The organism is Arthrobacter sp. NPDC097144, assembly GCF_044762205.1.
Classification (GTDB): Bacteria; Actinomycetota; Actinomycetes; order Actinomycetales; family Micrococcaceae; genus Arthrobacter_B.
On the sequence record NZ_JBIWDW010000004.1, the window covers coordinates 101,119 to 120,509 of the forward strand.

At 64.0% G+C, this 19,391-nt stretch carries 14 protein-coding genes; 13 read left to right on the forward strand and 1 reads right to left on the reverse strand.

Annotated features, from left to right (window positions below; genetic code table 11):
* Window positions 1-38 precede the first annotated feature (38 nt).
* The 5 genes from rplA to ACIQXM_RS10405 all read left to right on the forward strand — a co-directional run bounded on the left by rplA (window position 39) and on the right by ACIQXM_RS10405 (window position 4,621).
* Entirely contained in the window at window positions 39-746 is a 708-nt protein-coding gene (rplA, locus tag ACIQXM_RS10385; RefSeq protein WP_400931139.1) for a 50S ribosomal protein L1, read from the forward strand.
* A gap of 107 nt (window positions 747-853) precedes the next feature.
* Window positions 854-1,954: a GNAT family N-acetyltransferase gene (locus ACIQXM_RS10390; RefSeq protein WP_400931141.1), complete on the forward strand. Its 1,101-nt coding sequence runs from the start codon at window positions 854-856 to the stop codon at window positions 1,952-1,954.
* A gap of 288 nt (window positions 1,955-2,242) precedes the next feature.
* Window positions 2,243-2,806: a 50S ribosomal protein L10 gene (gene rplJ, locus ACIQXM_RS10395; protein WP_400931143.1), complete on the forward strand. Its 564-nt coding sequence runs from the start codon at window positions 2,243-2,245 to the stop codon at window positions 2,804-2,806.
* Between the two features lie 78 nt (window positions 2,807-2,884).
* Window positions 2,885-3,259, forward strand: coding sequence for a 50S ribosomal protein L7/L12 (gene rplL, locus ACIQXM_RS10400; protein ID WP_400931145.1), 375 nt, complete (start codon window positions 2,885-2,887; stop codon window positions 3,257-3,259).
* Between the two features lie 207 nt (window positions 3,260-3,466).
* On the forward strand, window positions 3,467-4,621 hold the full coding sequence (locus ACIQXM_RS10405; RefSeq protein ID WP_400931147.1) for an SLC13 family permease: 1,155 nt from the start codon (window positions 3,467-3,469) through the stop codon (window positions 4,619-4,621).
* 7 nt (window positions 4,622-4,628) lie between these two features.
* On the opposite strand, the gene ACIQXM_RS10410 is transcribed toward ACIQXM_RS10405, so the two are convergent.
* Window positions 4,629-5,849 (reverse strand): acetyl-CoA C-acetyltransferase, encoded by a 1,221-nt coding sequence (locus tag ACIQXM_RS10410; protein ID WP_400931149.1) that lies wholly within the window; start codon window positions 5,847-5,849, stop codon window positions 4,629-4,631.
* 563 nt (window positions 5,850-6,412) lie between these two features.
* On the opposite strand from ACIQXM_RS10410, the gene rpoB reads away from it, so the two are divergent.
* The 8 genes from rpoB to ACIQXM_RS10450 all read left to right on the forward strand — a co-directional run bounded on the left by rpoB (window position 6,413) and on the right by ACIQXM_RS10450 (window position 19,383).
* The gene (gene rpoB / locus ACIQXM_RS10415; RefSeq protein WP_400931151.1) at window positions 6,413-9,913 is read left to right on the forward strand and encodes a DNA-directed RNA polymerase subunit beta; all 3,501 of its coding nucleotides are present in this window, start codon (window positions 6,413-6,415) and stop codon (window positions 9,911-9,913) included.
* 96 nt (window positions 9,914-10,009) lie between these two features.
* The gene (locus ACIQXM_RS10420) at window positions 10,010-13,900 is read left to right on the forward strand and encodes a DNA-directed RNA polymerase subunit beta' (RefSeq protein WP_400931153.1); all 3,891 of its coding nucleotides are present in this window, start codon (window positions 10,010-10,012) and stop codon (window positions 13,898-13,900) included.
* Window positions 13,901-14,124: 224 nt separating this feature from the next.
* Complete coding sequence (gene pcaH, locus ACIQXM_RS10425; RefSeq protein ID WP_400931888.1) at window positions 14,125-14,943, forward strand: protocatechuate 3,4-dioxygenase subunit beta; 819 nt, start codon at window positions 14,125-14,127, stop codon at window positions 14,941-14,943.
* The gene (pcaG, locus tag ACIQXM_RS10430; RefSeq protein ID WP_400931155.1) at window positions 14,940-15,509 is read left to right on the forward strand and encodes a protocatechuate 3,4-dioxygenase subunit alpha; all 570 of its coding nucleotides are present in this window, start codon (window positions 14,940-14,942) and stop codon (window positions 15,507-15,509) included. The genes pcaH and pcaG overlap by 4 nt, the downstream gene beginning before the upstream one ends.
* 3 nt (window positions 15,510-15,512) lie before the next feature.
* Window positions 15,513-16,949 (forward strand): lyase family protein, encoded by a 1,437-nt coding sequence (locus ACIQXM_RS10435; RefSeq protein WP_400931157.1) that lies wholly within the window; start codon window positions 15,513-15,515, stop codon window positions 16,947-16,949.
* Window positions 16,946-17,758: an alpha/beta fold hydrolase gene (locus ACIQXM_RS10440; protein ID WP_400931159.1), complete on the forward strand. Its 813-nt coding sequence runs from the start codon at window positions 16,946-16,948 to the stop codon at window positions 17,756-17,758. The genes ACIQXM_RS10435 and ACIQXM_RS10440 overlap by 4 nt, the downstream gene beginning before the upstream one ends.
* 6 nt (window positions 17,759-17,764) lie before the next feature.
* Window positions 17,765-18,175: a 4-carboxymuconolactone decarboxylase gene (pcaC, locus tag ACIQXM_RS10445; RefSeq protein ID WP_400931161.1), complete on the forward strand. Its 411-nt coding sequence runs from the start codon at window positions 17,765-17,767 to the stop codon at window positions 18,173-18,175.
* A complete protein-coding gene (locus ACIQXM_RS10450) occupies window positions 18,172-19,383 on the forward strand; it encodes a thiolase family protein (protein WP_400931163.1) in 1,212 nt (403 codons plus the stop codon). The genes pcaC and ACIQXM_RS10450 overlap by 4 nt, the downstream gene beginning before the upstream one ends.
* Window positions 19,384-19,391: the final 8 nt, after the last annotated feature.

Genomic DNA, 19,391 nt, shown 5'->3' on the forward strand with positions numbered 1-19,391 from the left:
GGTCCGACAGACCACAACTGCACAAGGAGAAAAAGCAGATGGCAAAGCGCAGCAAAGCATATGAAGCAGCTGTAGCCAAGATCGATGCGGACAAGCTGTACGCACCGGTTGAGGCTGTAGAGCTGGCAAAGGAATCCAACCCCTCCAAGTTTGATGCGACCGTTGAGGTTGCTTTCCGACTGGGCGTTGACCCCCGCAAGGCCGACCAGATGGTCCGCGGCACGGTTAACCTGCCCCACGGTACGGGTAAGACCGCCCGTGTCCTGGTTTTCGCAACGGGCGAGAAGGCAGAGCAGGCTATTGCAGCCGGCGCTGACTTCGTCGGTTCCGATGACATGATCGAAAAGGTTGCAGCAGGCTGGGTCGACTTCGACGCCGCCGTTGCCACCCCGGACATGATGGGCAAGGTTGGCCGCCTGGGCCGCGTGCTCGGCCCGCGTAACCTGATGCCGAACCCGAAGACCGGCACGGTTACCCCGAACGTTGCCAAGGCTGTTAGCGACATCAAGGGCGGAAAGATCGACTTCCGCGTTGACAAGCACTCCAACCTGCACTTCATCATCGGCAAGGTGTCCTTCGATCAGCAGAAGCTGGCCGAGAACTACGCCGCAGCCCTTGAAGAAGTTCTGCGCCTGAAGCCGTCCGCGGCCAAGGGACGCTACATCCAGAAGGCAACCGTTTCCACCACGTTCGGCCCGGGCATCTCCGTTGACCCGAACGTCACCAAGGTTCTTGCCGACGCATAGTCCGGCTTAGGGGCGCCCGCGTCCCGGATCTGTCGCAGAGGCGGCCGCAGCATTTCGCTGCGGCCGCTTTTTTGTGCTCAGGCGCCAGGTCAGGCAGGATGTGGGCCATGACACTTCCTGCCGCAGAGATAGCACTGATGCCCATTCCGGCGAGCCTGGATATAACTGATCCTGGCGCGGCGGGTTTCACAGCGGCTGTTGAGCTCCTGAATGCGAATCTGCGGGAGATCTGGGGCAACGATGACTTTCGGGACGCGCCTGCGACGCAGCTGGCTGGCTTCCTTCCGTCCGCGATGCGGCGGCGGCTCCTGCTCGGGGCATGGGTTGGTGATGAGCTGGCGGGGGTGGCAACACTGAAACTGCCGCTGATGGATAACACCCATTCCGCCTGGGTGCATGTGACAGTGGCTTCGGCTTTCCGCCGCTGCGGCCTGGGACGCCGGTTGTATGCTGCAGCTGAACAGGCGGCGGCAGCCGACGGGCGAACGACCCTTCTGGGGGAAACGGACCACCCGGTGCGGTCCGGCGTTGCTGCCTCTTCCGTGCTGGCGCCCAAGAGCGGGACCGGGGCTATCCCCGGGGACAGTGCCGCATGCTTCGCCGCGGGACGGGGCTTTGAGCTCGAGCAAGTGGAACGGGTGAGCCTCCTGGACCTGGCAGGTACCACTGACTGGCAGGAGCTGCTGGACTCGGCCGTGGGCGCCGGCTCCGAGGATTACGCTCTGGAATTCTGGCAGGGGGCCTGCCCTGAACACCTTGTGGATGCCTATGCGCTGCTGCGGCAGAAAATGAGTACCGATGCCCCGATGGCAGGCCTGGACCTCGAGGAGGAACAGTGGGACGCGGCACGGGTGCGCGAGGGGGAACGGAAAGTGCGTGAAATGGATGCGGAGGAGCTGGTATGCGCCGTTCGCCACGTTCCCTCCGGACAGCTGGCCGGACATACGGTGCTCATGGTGTTCAACAGCAACCCCGAGGTGGCCTTCCAGGATGACACCCTGGTTTTGGAGGAGCATCGGGGACACCGGCTGGGCCTGCTGCTCAAGGCAGCAAACCTGGTGCGGCTGCGCGAGGCACTTCCGGGGGCGTTGCGGGTCTGGACCTGGAATGCTGCCGAGAACACGTACATGCTGTCCATTAATGAGATGCTCGGCTTCACCCCGGTCGGTTATTCGGGGGAGTGGCAGAAGGCAGCTGCGAAAGCCTGACCGGAGCGGATTTGGCCCGGCCGTGTTTGTCCCGTACTCTGGATATACCAAAGACCGTCGGTCGATGTGCTTTCAATCCCACTCTCATCCTGGATCTCCGGGACCGCGGGTGGACTCCGGTTGATCGGACATCCGAAAGTCCCTTCAGAGGGCGGCCTGCGCAGGTGAACGAACTCAGCCAAATGGTGCGCGTCAACGCGTTCCTGCTGCTAAGCCCCGTGCATCTGCCCGGGGCGTTTTTTATGTTCGGGACCCGATCCACCGGCACTATTCCCCGGAAGGAGGGTTATGGCAACGCCAACAAAGGTAACGGCAGTTGAAGAAATCACCACCGATTTCAACGAATCAACCGCTGCTGTCCTAACCGAATACCGCGGGCTCACCGTTGCACAGCTCAAGGAGCTGCGTCGTTCGCTCGGCCAGGACACCAAGTACTCGGTCGTCAAGAACACCCTGACTGGCATTGCAGCCAAGGAAGCCGGCATCGACGCGTTCGACGGCCAGCTTACCGGCCCCACTGCAATTGCCTTCATCAAGGGTGACGCAGTTGCAGCTGCAAAGAGCCTGACGGATTTTGCCAAGACCAACCCGCAGCTGATCATCAAGACCGGTGTCTTCGAGGGCAATGCCCTGGACGCTTCCGGTGTTGCCGCACTGGCTGCCCTTGAATCCCGTGAGCTCCAGCTTGCACGCGTCGCCGGTGTCCTCAAGGCACCGATGTCCATGCTGGCACGCTCGGTCGACGCTCTGCGCGTGAAGCTTGAAGAGGGAAGCGATTCTGCTCCCGCCGCGGAAGAGGCTCCGGCCGCCGCAGAAGAAGCTCCGGCCGCAGAAGCAGCCACCGAAGAGTAATCGCTCTTCCAATCCACACTCCGGTGCCGACGCACCAATAAGGTGCCCGCGCACCACTTATAGGAAGGACGCCACACCATGGCGAAGCTGACCAACGAAGAGCTCATTGAAGCCTTCAAGGAACTGTCCATCATCGAGCTCTCCGACTTCGTGAAGCTCTTCGAAGAGACCTTCGACGTTACCGCTGCTGCTGTTGCAGTTGCCGGTCCCGCCGCCGGTGCTGCCGACGCCGAGGAAGAGAAGACCGAATTCGACGTCATCCTCGAAGCTGCCGGTGACAAGAAGATCGCAGTCATCAAGGAAGTTCGTGCCCTGACTTCCCTGGGCCTGAAGGAAGCCAAGGACGTTGTAGACAGCGCCCCGAAGGCTGTCCTGGAAGGCGCTACGAAGGAAGCCGCAGAGAAGGCAAAGGAAGCCCTCGAGGCTGCCGGCGCCACGGTTACCGTCAAGTAGTAGATTTTCCCCCGCAGCTCCGGCTGCCGGATTCATCAAGGCCGCGTTCCGCAAGGAACGCGGCCTTTTTGCATATCCGGGTTGCCTGCCGTGAAGCCGCCGGTCCGGAAGAAGCACCCTGCCCGGCAGCAGGCACTACTGTGGATCCCGTTGATGCGGGCCTGACGGCGTGCTTCGGAGAATCAGGCGGGGGAGGGAACAGGGTCTATGGCACGGATGGTGCTGCTGTGGATTCTGGCCGCCGGCGCTGCTGCCTGTATTCTCACGGGCGCCCTGCCGCTGTCCGAGACCCGTGAACTGCTGGAACGAATAGGGCCGGTCCTGCTCTTCGTCACGGCGGCTACCGTCGTCAGCTGCCTTGCAGATGCAGCCGGGCTGTTCCGGGTGGCCACCCGCTTCATTTCGAGGGCAGGCCGGGGCCGCATCTTTATCCTGTGGCTTTTGGTGCTGGCGCTGACTGTTCTCTCCAGCATTTTTCTCTCGCTGGACACGGCCGTTGTGCTCGTGGCTCCGCTGGTGGTCTCCCTGGCCTGGTCCGCGCGGATTCCGCCCATCATCTTTGCGGTGAGCACAGTGTGGCTGGCGAACACCGCCTCACTGCTGCTCCCCGTGTCCAATCTGACGAATCTCCTGGCCCAGCAGCGGGCGGGCCTCCATCCGGTCGCCTATGCCGGACTCGTCTGGGCTCCCGCGCTGGCCGGGATCCTGGTTCCTGCCCTGCTGCTGTGGCTGGTCTTCCGCCGGCAGCTGCGGGGACGCTACCTGCCGCCGCGGGACCCGGTCCCGGTGCCGGACCGCGGGCTCCTCGTATTGAGCATGGTGGTGGTGGGCCTGCTGCTGCCCGCGCTGGTCAGCGGTATCGACGTATGGATCCCCGCCTGCCTGGCGGCGCTGGTGCTCGCCGGCGGATTCCTCGCCAAGCAGCGCTCTGCCCTGCGGCTGGACATTCTGCCGGTGCAGCCGGTAGTTCTCTCTGTCAGCCTTTTCGTCCTGGTCCAGGCCGCTCACGCCCAGGGACTCACCGGGTTTCTTGCCCAGGCAGCGGGGTCCGGCGAAACCTTCGGCGCGCTCCTGCAGCTGGCTGGCGCGGGTGCACTCGCTTCCAACGCAGTGAACAACCTTCCGGCGTATCTGGCACTGGAGCCGTCGGCTGAGAGTCCCGTCCGGCTGGCAGCCCTGCTGCTCGGCGTGAATCTCGGCGCCATCGTAACTCCCTGGGGCTCGCTTGCGACGCTGCTCTGGTATGACCGCATGCGTTCGCTTGGCGTGAGAGTCCGCTGGGGGCGATTCATTGCTGCCGGCCTGGCTGCCGCCGTCGTTACCGTGGTGGCGGCGACGGCAGCCCTTGCGCTGTCCAGCTGATGCGGGGTTACGCCTCGTCGCGGTACAGCAGCAGCGCTTCGCCCTGTCCGCCGCCTCCGCAGAGGGCAACGGCGGCCTTCCCCGAGCCGCGGCGCTGGAGCTCGAGGGCCGCGGTCAGGGCCAGCCTGGCCCCGGAGGCACCGATGGGGTGGCCGAGGGCAATTGCTCCGCCGTAGAGGTTGCACTGCTCCAGATCCATGCCGAGCTCATTGAGGGACTGCACGGCAACCGCTCCGAAGGCCTCGTTGATCTCGATGAAGTCCAGGTCCGATGTGCTCCAGCCAGCCCGGTCAAGGGCGGCGTATACAGCGTTGGAAGGCTGGGAGTGCAGGCTGTTGTCGGGGCCGGCCACCTGTCCCGGCGCGCCGACGACGGCGAGCACCTCCAGGCCGTTCTCCTCCGCGTAGGTGCGGGTGGTGAGGATCAGCGCGGCAGCCCCGTCGGACAGGGGAGAGGAGTTTCCGGCCGTGATGGTGCCTTCGGCGTGGAAAGCCGGGCGCAGGCCCGCCAGCGTCTCCGGGGTCGTATTGGGGCGGATACCCTCATCCGCGGTAAGGACAAGCGGCTCCCCGCGGCGCCGGGGAACTGTGACCGGCACGATCTCGGCGTCGAAAATTCCTGCTGCGACGGCGGCTGCGGCCCTCCGGTGCGAGGCAGCGGCAACTTCATCCTGCTCGATCCGCTTGATCGCCAGCTTGGTGTTGCCGCGTTCGGTGGAGACACCCATGGAGTCATTGTCGAAGGCGTCGGTGAGGCCGTCGTGGGCCACCGAATCAAGGACTGAGATGTTGCCGTAGTTCCAGCCCTGGCGGGAACCGGGCAGCAGGTGCGGGCCGCGTGTCATGGATTCCTGCCCGCCGGCCACCACCACGGTGGCTTCTCCGGCCCGGATGAGCCGGGCGGCGTCGGTCACGGCGGCCAGGCCGGAGAGGCAGACCTTGTTGACCGTGACTGTGGGGACGTCCCAGCCGATGCCCGCCTTGATGGCGGACTGGCGCGCAGGATTCTGCCCGCAGCCGGCCTGGACCACGTGGCCCATGATCACGGCGGAGACATCTTCTGTCCGGACGCGGGCCTTCTCCAGTGCCCCCGCGATGGCAAAGGCGCCGAGTTCAACGGCGGTGAAGGGCGCCAGTTGGCCGTTCAGCCGTCCCTGGGGGGTGCGGGCGCCGCCGACAATGACCACTTCGGTTCCGGCTGCGGCATCTTGGAATGGGCGGTTGCTCATGGCTGGGAAGTCACTTTCGTCGTTGAAATCTATCGTTGAAATCTCGGGTTTTTCCGGCGATTGTTCCGGCAAGGCAAACCCGCAGCAGACCGGACCAGCGCAGGGCAGCGGCGCTGGGCACACACTTCGCGCTGCAACAAGGGTACGCCAAGCAACCGGGGCCGGGGAGAGCAGGATCACAGGGCCGTGATGCACAGGGCGCCCCCGGCGCACGGATTCGGGCCATCGTGCGGTAAGGTGTCTGTATCCGATGCGTCAGCGGTGCGCCGGTGTAGCCTGTAGTTCCCCGTAGAAACGGTGTTCAGGAGATCCAATCCAGAGCAGACCGGCGGGTTGAGCATGACGCAGGGCAGGGGACCGGGTAGACTTGTCTGCCCATAATGCCCTATAGTGGATATTTGCTTCCCTCTCTTAACCTTCAGCCTTCATATAGCGGTGGGCTTTGTCCTGTGCCAGGCAGCGTTTCGCGCGCCCGGCAGGACGCAAGGACGCACACGGACCAGGTCCGTTAGTGCAGAGAAGGAGGCGCGAAACACGCCTGAAGGTCTGTGGAAGGATCCCTCTTGGTCGCCTCGAGCACCTCTAATAATGCAACCGCTAACATTCCGGAGAACATCGCTCCCCGGATTTCATTCGCAAAGATTCACGAACCGCTTGACGTTCCCAATCTTCTTGCCCTGCAGACCGACAGCTTTGACTGGCTTGTCGGCAACGAGCGCTGGAAAGCGCGCGTAGAAAAGGCAAAGCAGACCGGGGAGCAGGGCATTGCCACTACTTCCGGTCTGGCTGACATCTTCGAGGAAATCTCCCCGATCGAAGACTTCCAGGGCACCATGTCCCTGAGCTTCTCCGAGCCGGAGTTCGCCGACCCGAAGTACACCATGGCTGAGTGCAAGGACCGGGACGCCACGTACTCGGCCCCTCTGTACGTTAAAGCCGAATTCATGAATAACAACACGGGTGAAATCAAGCAGCAGACCGTGTTCATGGGCGACTTCCCCCTCATGACAGACAAGGGAACGTTCGTCATCAACGGCACCGAGCGTGTTGTTGTTTCCCAGCTGGTCCGTTCCCCGGGTGCCTACTTTGAGCGCACCGCTGACAAGACCAGTGATAAGGACATCTACACCGCGAAGATCATTCCTTCCCGCGGTGCATGGTTCGAACTGGAGATCGACAAGCGCGACCAGGTGGGCGTCCGCCTGGACCGCAAGCGCAAGCAGTCCGTCACCGTGCTGCTGAAGGCACTGGGCTGGACCGAGGGCCAGATCCTGGAAACCTTCGGTGAATACGATTCCATTCGCGCCACCCTGGAAAAGGACCCGACGGAAACCCGCGAGGATGCCCTGCTGGACATCTACCGCAAGCTCCGTCCGGGCGAGCCGCCCACGGTTGAGGCTGCCCAGACCCTGCTGGACAACCTGTACTTCAACCCGAAGCGCTATGACCTGGCCAAGGTTGGCCGCTACAAGATCAACCGCAAGCTGGGCATCGACAAGCCGCTGACGGATTCCGATGCTTCGGTCCTGAACAATGACGACATCGTCGCCATGATCAAGTTCCTGGTTGCCCTGCACGCCGGTGAAAAGACCGTTCCGGGCAAGCGCAACGGCGAAGATGTTGACATCCGCGTTGAGGTTGATGACATCGACCACTTCGGCAACCGCCGCATCCGCGCCGTGGGCGAGCTCATCGAGAACCAGATCCGCACGGGCCTGTCCCGCATGGAGCGTGTTGTCCGTGAGCGCATGACCACTCAGGACGTCGAGGCCATCACGCCGCAGACGCTGATCAACATCCGCCCCGTCGTGGCCGCGATCAAGGAGTTCTTCGGAACCTCCCAGCTCTCGCAGTTCATGGACCAGAACAACCCGCTCGCCGGACTGACGCACAAGCGCCGCCTGTCCGCGCTGGGCCCGGGTGGTCTGTCCCGTGACCGCGCAGGCATGGAAGTCCGAGACGTCCACCCCTCGCACTACGGCCGCATGTGCCCCATCGAAACCCCTGAAGGCCCGAACATTGGTCTGATCGGTTCGCTGGCGTCCTACGCACGGATCAACGCGTTCGGTTTCATCGAAACTCCGTACCGCAAGGTTGTCGACGGCGTTGTCACCGATCAGGTTGATTACCTGACCGCTGATGACGAAGTTGAGCGCACCATTGCCCAGGCAAACGCTCCGCTGCGCGAAGACATGCACTTCGCCGAGGACCTCGTCCTCGTCCGTGCCCGCGGCGGTTCCGGCGAGCCTGTTCTCGTTGAGCCTGAAGGCGTCGAGTACATGGACGTCTCCCCGCGCCAGATGGTGTCGGTGGCTACGGCCCTGATTCCGTTCCTGGAACACGATGACGCCAACCGCGCCCTCATGGGTGCGAACATGCAGCGCCAGGCTGTGCCGCTGCTCCGTTCCGAGCGCCCCGTTGTGGGTACCGGCATGGAGAAGTACGCCGCCGTCGACGCCGGTGACTCCGTTACCGCCGCCAAGCCCGGTGTTGTCACCGAGGTCTCCGCTGAGCTCGTTACCGTTATGAACGACGACGGCACCGAGTCCAACTACCCGATCATGAAGTTCGCACGCTCCAACCAGGGCAACGCGTACAACCAGCGGGTACTGGTTTCCGAAGGCGCACGCGTCGAGGTCAACAGCATCATCGCCGACGGTCCCTCCACGGACCAGGGTGAACTGGCTCTGGGTAAGAACCTGCTCGTGGCATTCATGTCATGGGAAGGCCACAACTACGAAGATGCCATCATCCTCTCGCAGCGCATGGTCTCCGACGATGTCCTGACCTCCATCCACATCGAGGAGCACGAAGTTGATGCCCGCGACACCAAGCTTGGTGCCGAGGAAATCACCCGTGACATCCCGAACGTGTCCGAGGAAGTGCTCTCCCAGCTGGACGAGCGCGGCATCATTCACATCGGTGCCGAGGTTGAAGCCGGCGACATCCTGGTTGGCCGCGTCACCCCCAAGGGTGAAACGGAACTGACCCCGGAAGAGCGTCTGCTGCGCGCCATCTTCGGCGAGAAGAGCCGCGAAGTCCGCGACACTTCCCTGAAGGTTCCCCACGGCGAGTCCGGAACGGTCATCGGTGTCCGCATCTTCGACCGCGACAACGACGACGAGCTGCCCCCGGGCGTGAACCAGCTGGTGCGCGTCTACGTGGCGCACAAGCGCAAGATCACGGACGGCGACAAGCTGGCCGGCCGCCACGGCAACAAGGGCGTCATCTCCAAGATCCTTCCGATCGAAGACATGCCGTTCATGGAAGACGGAACCCCCGTTGACATCGTCCTGAACCCCCTGGGTGTTCCGGGTCGTATGAACGTGGGCCAGGTTCTGGAAATCCACCTGGGCTGGGCTGCCAAGCAGGGCTGGAAGATCGACGGCAATCCGGAATGGGTCCAGAACCTGCCGGCCCTGCCGCGCGAGTCCGGTCCCACCACGGTTGCCACCCCGGTGTTCGACGGTGCCAGCGAGGACGAGATCACCGGCCTGCTGGATTCCACCAACGTGACCCGTGACGGCAACCGCCTGATCGGTGCTTCCGGTAAGGCCAAGATGTACGACGGCCGCTCCGGCCAGCCGTTCCCCGAACCCATCTCCGTGGGTTACATGTACATCCTGAAGCTGCACCACCTTGTTGATGACAAGATCCATGCACGCTCCACCGGCCCGTACTCCATGATCACGCAGCAGCCGTTGGGTGGTAAGGCACAGTTCGGTGGCCAGCGCTTCGGTGAAATGGAAGTTTGGGCCCTGGAAGCGTACGGCGCCGCCTACACGCTGCAGGAACTGCTCACGATCAAGTCCGATGACATCCATGGCCGCGTGAAGGTCTACGAAGCCATCGTCAAGGGCGAGAATATCCCGGAGCCAGGCGTTCCCGAGTCCTTCAAGGTGCTCATCAAGGAAATGCAGTCGCTCTGCCTGAATGTGGAAGTACTCTCCACCGAGGGCAACACGATTGAAATGCGTGACTCGGATGAAGAAGTCTTCCGGGCCGCGGAAGAACTGGGTATCGATCTGTCCCGCGCAGAGCCCAGCTCCGTAGAAGAGGTTTAGCCGAGCCGGCCGGTCCGCATCAGCGGGCCGGCCTCCGGCCGCCCCTTCCCGTACCCGAGACATTCAGATTTAGAGAACAAGAGAGAACAGGGACCCATGTCCAACGATTCCACGTTCGGCCTCATGCGAATCGGCCTTGCCACTGCGGATGAAATCCGCGGCTGGTCTTACGGCGAAGTCAAGAAGCCGGAAACCATCAACTACCGAACCCTGAAGCCGGAGAAGGACGGTCTTTTCTGCGAAAAGATCTTCGGTCCTTCCCGCGACTGGGAATGCTACTGCGGTAAGTACAAGCGCGTGCGCTTCAAGGGCATCATCTGCGAGCGCTGCGGCGTCGAGGTTACCCGTGCCAAGGTGCGCCGCGAGCGCATGGGCCACATTGAGCTTGCTGCTCCCGTGACCCACATCTGGTACTTCAAGGGTGTCCCGTCCCGTCTGGGCTACCTGCTGGACCTGGCTCCGAAGGACCTCGAGAAGGTCATCTACTTCGCCGCCTACATGATCACCTCGGTGGACGAGGAAAACCGCCACGCGGAACTTCCGAACCTGCAGGCTGAGCATGACCTGGAGCGCAAGCACCTGGTTGACCAGCGCGACGCTGACATTGCTGCCATTGCCAAGGACCTTGAGGGCGAAATTGCCCGTCTTGAGGGTGAAGGCGCCAAAGCAGCGGACAAGAAGAAGGCCCGCGACTCCGCCGACCGCCAGATGGCCAAGGTCCGCCGCGACGCCGACAACAACATCGAGCGCCTCGAGCAGGTTTGGGAGCGCTTCAAGAACCTCAAGGTCGGCGACCTGGAGGGTGACGAGGGCCTGTACCGCGAACTGCGGGACCGCTACGGCCTGTACTTCGAAGGCTCCATGGGTGCCGAAGCCATCAAGCAGCGCCTTGAGGACTTCGACATGCAGGCTGAGTCCGAGCTGCTGCGCGACATCATCCAGAACGGCAAGGGCCAGCGCAAGACGCGTGCCCTGAAGCGCCTGAAGGTTGTCAACGCATTCCTGACCACCACCAACAGCCCGCTGGGCATGGTCCTGGACGCCGTCCCGGTCATCCCGCCGGAACTGCGCCCGATGGTCCAGCTCGACGGCGGCCGTTTCGCGACGTCCGACCTCAACGACCTGTACCGCCGCGTCATCAACCGCAACAACCGCCTGAAGCGCCTGCTGGATCTCGGTGCCCCCGAGATCATCGTGAACAACGAAAAGCGCATGCTCCAGGAAGCTGTTGACTCCCTGTTCGACAACGGCCGCCGCGGCCGTCCGGTCACCGGACCGGGCAACCGCCCGCTGAAGTCGCTCTCTGACATGCTCAAGGGCAAGCAGGGTCGTTTCCGCCAGAACCTTCTGGGTAAGCGCGTTGACTACTCCGGCCGTTCCGTCATCGTTGTTGGCCCGCAGCTGAAGCTGCACCAGTGCGGTCTGCCCAAGCAGATGGCGCTGGAGCTCTTCAAGCCGTTCGTGATGAAGCGCCTGGTTGACCTCAACCACGCACAGAACATCAAGAGCGCCAAGCGCATGGTTGAGCGTTTCCGCCCGCAGGTCTGGGATGTTCTGGAAGAGATCATCACCGAACACCCGGTGCTGCTCAACCGTGCACCCACCCTGCACCGCCTGGGTATCCAGGCATTCGAGCCGCAGCTGGTGGAGGGCAAGGCCCTTCAGCTGCACCCGCTCGTCTGCGGTGCGTTCAACGCTGACTTCGACGGTGACCAGATGGCAGTACACCTGCCGCTGAGCCCGGAGGCCCAGGCCGAGGCGCGCATCCTGATGCTCTCCTCGAACAACATCCTGAAGCCCTCGGACGGCCGCCCGGTGACCCTGCCTTCGCAGGATATGATCATCGGCCTGCACCACCTCACCACCAAGAAGGAAGGCGCAGCAGGCGAGGGCCGGTTCTTCTCCACCGTGTCCGAAGCCCTGATGGCGTTTGACCTCGGTGAGCTGGACCTGAATGCCCAGGTCAGCATCCGCCTGGACGGCTTTGTGCCGTCTGCGGACCGGCCGGCTCCGGAAGGCTGGGAAGAAGGCACTCCCGCCCTCATCCAGACCTCCCTCGGCCAGGTCATCTTCAACCAGACCCTGCCGGCGGATTACCCGTGGGTTGAGAAGGTTGCAGACAAGGGCCAGCTGTCCACCATCGTGAACGACCTGGCAGAGCGCTACCCCAAGGTCATGACGGCGGCAACGCTGGATAACCTGAAGGACGCCGGTTTCTACTGGGCTACCCGCTCGGGCGTTACCGTTGCCATCTCGGACATCTCTGCGCCGATCGATAAGCCCGCCATCATGGAGGTTTACGAAGCACAGGCTGCCAAGGTTGAAAGCCAGTACGGCAAGGGTCTGATCGCTGAAGACGAGCGCCGCCAGGAGCTCATCGATATTTGGAACAAGGCAACGAACGAAGTTGCTGCGGCCATGCGTGCGAACATGCCCAAGGAAAACAACATCAACCGCATGGTGTCTTCCGGTGCCCGTGGTAACTGGCTGCAGGTTCGCCAGATTGCCGGTATCCGTGGCCTGGTGGCCAACCCTAAGGGTGAGATCATCCCCCGCCCGATCAAGTCCTCGTACCGCGAGGGTCTGTCGGTGCTGGAGTACTTCATCGCCACCCACGGTGCCCGTAAGGGTCTTGCCGATACCGCTCTGCGTACCGCCAACTCGGGTTACCTGACCCGTCGTCTGGTGGACGTTTCCCAGGACGTCATTGTCCGTGAGGAAGACTGCGGCACCGAGCGCGGCCTGAACGTGACCATCGCGGTTCCGGACTCCAACGGTGAGCTGCAGCTGCACGAAGAGGTCGAGAACTCGGCGTACGCCCGTACGCTGGCCACCGACGTCGTCGATCCCCAGGGCAATGTCCTGGCCAAGGGCGGCGACGATGTGGGCGACGTCCTGATCGCAAAGCTGTTCGAAGCCGGTGTCACCGACATCAAGGTCCGCTCCGTACTCACCTGTGAGTCCGCTGTCGGTACCTGTGCACTGTGCTACGGCCGCTCCCTGGCCACGGGTAAGACCGTGGACATCGGCGAGGCCGTGGGTATCATCGCTGCACAGTCCATTGGTGAGCCGGGTACCCAGCTGACCATGCGTACCTTCCACACCGGTGGTGTTGCTTCCGCGGAAGATATCACCCAGGGTCTGCCCCGTATCCAGGAGCTCTTCGAAGCACGTACCCCTAAGGGTGTTGCTCCGATCTCCGAGACCGCGGGCCGTGTCACCATCGAAGAGTCCGACCGCCAGATGCGTCTGGTTGTCACTCCCGATGACGGCTCGGAAGAAATTGCGTACCCGGTCCTGCGCCGTGCCCGCCTGCTGGTTGCCGACGGTGACCACGTTGAGGTTGGCCAGCAGCTGGTCTTCGGCGCGGTGGATCCCAAGCAGATCCTCCGTATCCTCGGCCCGCGCAAGGCACAGGAATTCCTGGTGGACGAAGTCCAGCGCGTGTACCGCAGCCAGGGTGTAGGCATCCACGACAAGCACGTGGAGGTCATCGTCCGGCAGATGCTGCGCCGTGTGACCGTGATTGAGTCCGGCGATTCGGACCTGCTCCCCGGTGAGCTGGCTGAGCGCCGCCGCTTCGAGAACGAGAACCGCCGCGTGGTTTCCGAGGGCAAGCGACCGGCTTCCGGCCGTCCCGAGCTCATGGGTATCACCAAGGCGTCGCTGGCAACCGAGTCCTGGCTGTCCGCTGCTTCCTTCCAGGAAACCACCCGCGTCCTGACGCAGGCGGCCATGGAAGGCAAGAGCGATCCGCTGCTTGGCCTCAAGGAAAACGTCATCATCGGTAAGCTGATCCCGGCCGGAACGGGCCTGCCCCGTTACACCGAGGTCACTGTCGAGCCGACCGAAGAAGCAAAGGCCAATCTGTTCACCGGCCCCAGCGCCTTCAGCGACTTCGACTACGCCGGAGTGGACGGCGGCCTGAGCCCCGAGTTCCATGCCATCCCGCTGGATGACTACGACATGGGCAGCGACTTCCGCTAACCCGCAACGCTGCCGCTGGCTTCCCGGCCGGCTGCAGTAAGGAAAGGTCCCGCACCGTTTGGTGCGGGACCTTTTGCGTTCCGGAAGGCCACCGGAGTCATATTCTGTTCGCATAGTGAACATCTGTACACTTGGCGAACAAATGGGTAGGGTGATCTCAACCACGTCATGCCGGGCAGCGGTGCAGGCAGGGCAGGGAACATCAACAAGGGAGAACCATGGAAATGGATGAAGGCCTGTTCCAGGACAGCCACGTTATTGAGGGGCCGGACGCCGCCCAGGCTTCCCAGGATGAAATCTCATCGGAAATTCGTGAGATCCACTCCGCCTACCGCAAGGGCGTGGAAGACGGGTTGCCGCCGGAGACCCAGCCGCGGCGGGACTTTGCCCCTTACCGCAGCTCGATCCTTCGCCACCCCACCAAGGACCTGCACCATGCCGATCCCGAGACCATTGAACTGTGGTCCCCTGCGTTCGGCCATCAGGACGTTCATGCACTGGAAAGCGACCTCACCATCGCGCAGAACGGAGAACCGCTGGGGGAGCGCATCATCGTGAAGGGCCGCGTCCTCGACGGCACCGGGCGCCCGGTACGCAACCAGCTGGTGGAGATCTGGCAGGCCAACTCAGCGGGCCGGTACATTCACAAACGGGATCAGCACCCCGCGCCGATCGACCCCAACTTCACCGGCGTCGGCCGCTGCCTCACCGGTGAGGACGGCAGTTATGAGTTCACCACCATCAAGCCCGGACCGTATCCCTGGAAGAATCACTACAACGCCTGGCGCCCGGCCCACATTCATTTTTCGCTCTTCGGCACGGATTTCACGCAACGCCTGGTGACCCAGATGTACTTCCCCGGTGATCCGCTCTTTGCACTGGATCCGATTTATCAGACGATCACCGATGCCAGGGCGCGGGAGGCACTCATTGCCACCTACGACCACAACGTGACAGCCCATGAATGGGCCACCGGCTACACCTGGGACATTGTGCTCAGCGGCAGCAACCGCACCTGGATGGAAGACGAGGACGCAGAGTGAACCCCGAGCAGAAACTCCAGCCCACCCCGGCACAGACCGTCGGTCCGTTCTACGGATACGCCCTGCCTTTTGACCGGGACAACCAGCTGCTGGCTCCCGGCCTGCCCGGAACCATTCGGCTGCACGGCACGGTGTACGACGGCGCGGGGGAACCAATTCCGGACGTCCTGCTGGAGATCTGGCAAGCGGACTCCGCCGGCAATATTTCCCGGGAAGCCGGTTCCCTGGTGCGCGACGGGTATACCTTCACCGGATGGGGCCGCACCGCCGTGGACGGAGCAGGAAACTACACCTTCACCACCGTGAATCCCGGTGCCGTCGAGGAAGGAGCAGCGCCCTTCATTTCGCTGCTGATCCTGGGCCGCGGGCTAACCCACAAGCTCCACACCCGCATCTACCTGCCGGAGGACGAGGAGGCGCTGGCAGGAGACCAGCTGCTGTCATCCCTGCCGCGGGAGCGCCGGAACAGCCTGATTGCCGCACGGGAAACCGACGGCGGGCTGCGCTTCGACGTATACCTGCAGGGTGAAAACGAAACCGTCTTCCTGTCTTTCCCCGGGGCCTAGACGATGGCATCATCAGCGGACGCGACGGACGCCGCAGATTACGGGCTGCTCTCACCGGTGTGGGCGGGTACTGCCGGGGCAGCTCAAACCGGTGACCGCCGGATCATTCAGGCAATGCTGGACGTCGAACTGGAATGGCTGCGGGTCCTGGCCGGCGCAGGTGTGATTGATCCGAGCCTGCCCGACGACGCCGCCCCCTCCTGCCGTGCGGAACTGTACGACCCCGCATCCCTGGCTGCCCGGTCCGCCGGCGGAGGCAACCCGGTGATCCCCCTTCTCGCGGATCTCCGAGCTCAGGTGCGGCACACCTCGCCGTCAGCGGCGGAAGCAGTGCACACTGCTGCCACCAGCCAGGACATCCTGGACACTGCGCTGATGCTCATCGCAGCGGAGTCAGTGGACGGCATTCTCGGTGATGCGCGGCGAACCATGTCCGCTCTGGCCGGACTTGCCGCCGAGCACCGCAGCACCCTTTGCGTGGCCCGCACGCTCACCCAGCATTCGCTGCCAACTACTTTCGGCCTCCGTGCCGCCCAGTGGCTGCAGGGGATGGGACAGGCGGCCGAAGCCCTCCAAACCGCAGCCGCCCGCCTGCCGTTGCAGTGGGGAGGCGCGTCCGGCACACTCGCGGCCCTGCGCGCGGCTGTGGATGCGCGCGGATCAGCAGCCGCGCCGCTGGAGCTTGCCGACGAGCTTGCCGTGCGGCTGGGACTGGCTGCGCCGCCCGCTCCCTGGCAGGGAAACCGGCTGCCCGTCGCTGCAATCGGTGCCGCCCTGCAGGACCTGCTGGCGGCTGCAGGCAAGATCGCCAATGACGTCCTGCTGATGAGCAGGCCCGAGGTCGGAGAGGTATCCGAGCCGCGGGCGGCCGGCCGCGGGGGGTCCTCGGCCATGCCGCAAAAGCGGAACCCGGTGTTGTCCGTGCTCATCCGCAGTGCCGCGCTGGCGGGGCCGGGCTTCGGCGTGCAGCTCCAGACAGCAGCCGGAGCGGCCGACGACGAGCGTCCCGGCGGCTCCTGGCACGCGGAGTGGCAGGCACTGCGTTCCCTGCTGCGGCTGGCCTCGGGTGCGGCAGGGAAGCTGGCGGAACTGACCGAAGGCCTCACTGTCAACACCGGCGCCTTGCAGGAAAACCTGGCCGCGGCCGGGCCGCTGGTGGTCAGCGAACGCCTCATGGCCACAGTCGCGCCGCTGCTGGAAGAAGCCGGACCGGGCAGCGGCAAGGCCCGTTTGCAGGCTTTGGTCAGCGCTTCCCAGACCACCGGCGATTCGCTGGCTGCACTGCTCAGGAAGGCAGTGCCGGCGCAGATGCTGTCCGATGCCGAGCTTGCCGCACAGCTGGATCCCGCCAACTACGTCGGTGAGGCCGCAGCTCTGATCGACCGTATTCTCGCCGCCTACCCCGTTGTTGCCGCCCACCCTGTAAGGAGCTCCCGGTGAGTCAACCCATCCTTAAGGCCAGCGTGCTCAGCAGTGCCGGTCCGTTTGCTCCGGTCCTGATCGCGGGGCCCTCACTGGGTACCTCCGCGGCGGCACTGTGGTCGGCCGCTGCAACTGCGCTGGAACAATTTACTGTGATTGCCTGGGACCTTCCCGGACACGGCCTTAGCCCCGCGGCAACCGAACCGTTCAGCGTGGCCGACCTGTCCGACAGTGTTGCCGCGCTGGTTGCCGGAGCACGAGCCGGCGGTGACATCGCTGACCGGCAAAGCGTGTATTACGCCGGAGTCTCCCTGGGCGGGGCTGTGGGACTGCAGCTGGGGCTGGACCACGCCGCCAGCTTCGAAGGGGTGGCGGTCTTGTGCTCCGGCGCGAAGATCGGCGATGCCGACGGCTGGGCCGGGCGCGCTGAAACGGTTCGAAACCAGGGCACCCCCGCGGTCCTGACCGGTTCCGCCGAGCGGTGGTTCGCCCCCGGCTTCATCGACCGGGAGCCAGCCGTCTCTGCCGCGCTCTTACACTCTCTCCAGGACGCGGACCGGTTCTCCTATGCCTTTTGCTGCGAGGCTCTGGCTGAATTCGACGTGAGTGACAGGCTCGGCGACATCACCCTGCCCCTGCTCGCACTGGCTGGCGGGCAGGATGCAGTCACCCCGCCGTCGTTCGCGCAGTTCCTTGCCGAACGCACCCCCAACGGTGCCGGCGCCGTCGTCGACGATGCCGCCCATCTGCTCCCCGCCGAAAAGCCGGCGGAAACCGCCGAACTGCTGCGCCGCTTTTTTGGCGCCGCGTATCAGGAAGGACTGTAGGACGCCGTGATTGAGGATGCAGGCAAGACCCAGCAGGACGTGTACAACGAGGGCATGGCGGTTCGGCGCGAGGTGCTCGGCGCTGCCCACGTGGATCGGGCGAACGCTGCCACGGATGCGTTCACTGAAGATTTCCAGGAACTGATCACCAAATACGCCTGGGGGAGTATCTGGACCCGTCCGGGCCTGCCCCGGACCATGCGCAGCGCGATAACGCTCACCGCGCTGATTGCCCACGGACACAGTGAAGAGTTTGCGATGCATGTTCGCTCGGCACTGACCAACGGACTGACCCGGAATGAAATCAAGGAAATCATCCTGCAATCGGCCATCTACTGCGGTGTTCCGGCCGCAAACTCCGCGTTCAAAACGGCGCAGCAGGTATTCGCAGAGCTTGACGTCCAGGAGATCCAGTGAACCAGGCCTACCTGTACGACGCTGTGCGCACACCGTTTGGCCGGTTCGGCGGTGCGCTGGCCGGAGTGCGGCCCGATGACCTGGGAGCGCAGGTCATCCGTGCCTCCGTGGACCGTGCACCCGGCCTGGATCCCGCGGCTGTGGATGAAGTGGTGTTCGGCAACGCCAACGGTGCCGGCGAGGAAAACCGCAACGTCGCCAGAATGTCTTCGCTGCTGGCGTCCCTGCCCACCTCGGTGCCGGGAACCACGGTGAACCGGCTGTGCGGCTCTTCACTGGATGCCGCTATCATCGCCTCCCGGCAGATCAACACCGGGGAAGCGGATCTCATGCTCGTTGGCGGCGTCGAGTCCATGAGCCGCGCACCCTGGGTGCTGCCCAAAAATGACAAGGCTTATCCCGCCGGAAACCAGACGCTGGCTTCCACCACGCTGGGCTGGCGGCTCGTGAATCCCGCCATGCCCGCGCAGTGGACGGTGTCACTGGGGGAAGCAACCGAGCAGCTGCGCGAAAAGTACGCCATCACCCGGGACCGCCAGGATGAGTTCGCGGCAAAGTCCCATGTGCTGGCCGCCAGAGCATGGGACGAGGGCCATTATGCGAACCTGACCGTCGCCGTCGACGGCGTTGCCCTGGACCGGGATGAATCCATCCGGACAGGCTCGACGGTTGAGAAACTCTCCACCCTCGCCACAGTGTTCCGCCCCGCCGGAAATGGTGCCTCCGGCGGGACCGTCACCGCCGGCAACGCTTCGCCGCTGAACGACGGCGCGTCCGCCGCCTGGCTGGGGAGCGAGGCAGCGGAGCGTCTTCTCGGGCTGGCTCCGCTGGCCCGCATCGCCGGGCGCGGCGCCGCCGCCAACGAACCGCAGTATTTCGGCTACGCCCCCGTGGAGGCGGCAAACCTCGCCCTCAAGCGTGCGGGGATCAACTGGAGCGATGTTGGTGCCGTTGAACTCAACGAAGCGTTCGCCGCCCAGTCCCTGGCCTGCATGGATGCCTGGGACATCGACCCCGGGATCGTCAACGCGTGGGGCGGCGCAGTGGCCATCGGTCATCCCCTCGGGGCCTCCGGCACTCGGATTCTGGGGACGCTGGCACGCCGGCTCCAGGCCTCCGGAGAACGGTGGGGCCTTGCCGCAATCTGTATCGGCGTCGGCCAGGGCCTGGCCATCGTGCTGGAAAACTCAACCACTACAGGAACCTAGGGGAAATC

Bases quoted from the DNA above. Each gene is read 5' to 3' on its own strand.
- ACIQXM_RS10435 (WP_400931157.1), top strand. From the start codon at position 15,513: ATGGCATCATCAGCGGACGCGACGGACGCCGCAGATTACGGGCTGCTC.
- pcaH (WP_400931888.1), top strand. From the start codon at position 14,125: ATGGATGAAGGCCTGTTCCAGGACAGCCACGTTATTGAGGGGCCGGAC.
- ACIQXM_RS10420 (WP_400931153.1), top strand. From the start codon at position 10,010: ATGTCCAACGATTCCACGTTCGGCCTCATGCGAATCGGCCTTGCCACT.
- ACIQXM_RS10410 (WP_400931149.1), bottom strand. From the start codon at position 5,849: ATGAGCAACCGCCCATTCCAAGATGCCGCAGCCGGAACCGAAGTGGTC.
- rplL (WP_400931145.1), top strand. From the start codon at position 2,885: ATGGCGAAGCTGACCAACGAAGAGCTCATTGAAGCCTTCAAGGAACTG.
- ACIQXM_RS10405 (WP_400931147.1), top strand. From the start codon at position 3,467: ATGGCACGGATGGTGCTGCTGTGGATTCTGGCCGCCGGCGCTGCTGCC.
- rplA (WP_400931139.1), top strand. From the start codon at position 39: ATGGCAAAGCGCAGCAAAGCATATGAAGCAGCTGTAGCCAAGATCGAT.
- ACIQXM_RS10390 (WP_400931141.1), top strand. From the start codon at position 854: ATGACACTTCCTGCCGCAGAGATAGCACTGATGCCCATTCCGGCGAGC.
- rplJ (WP_400931143.1), top strand. From the start codon at position 2,243: ATGGCAACGCCAACAAAGGTAACGGCAGTTGAAGAAATCACCACCGAT.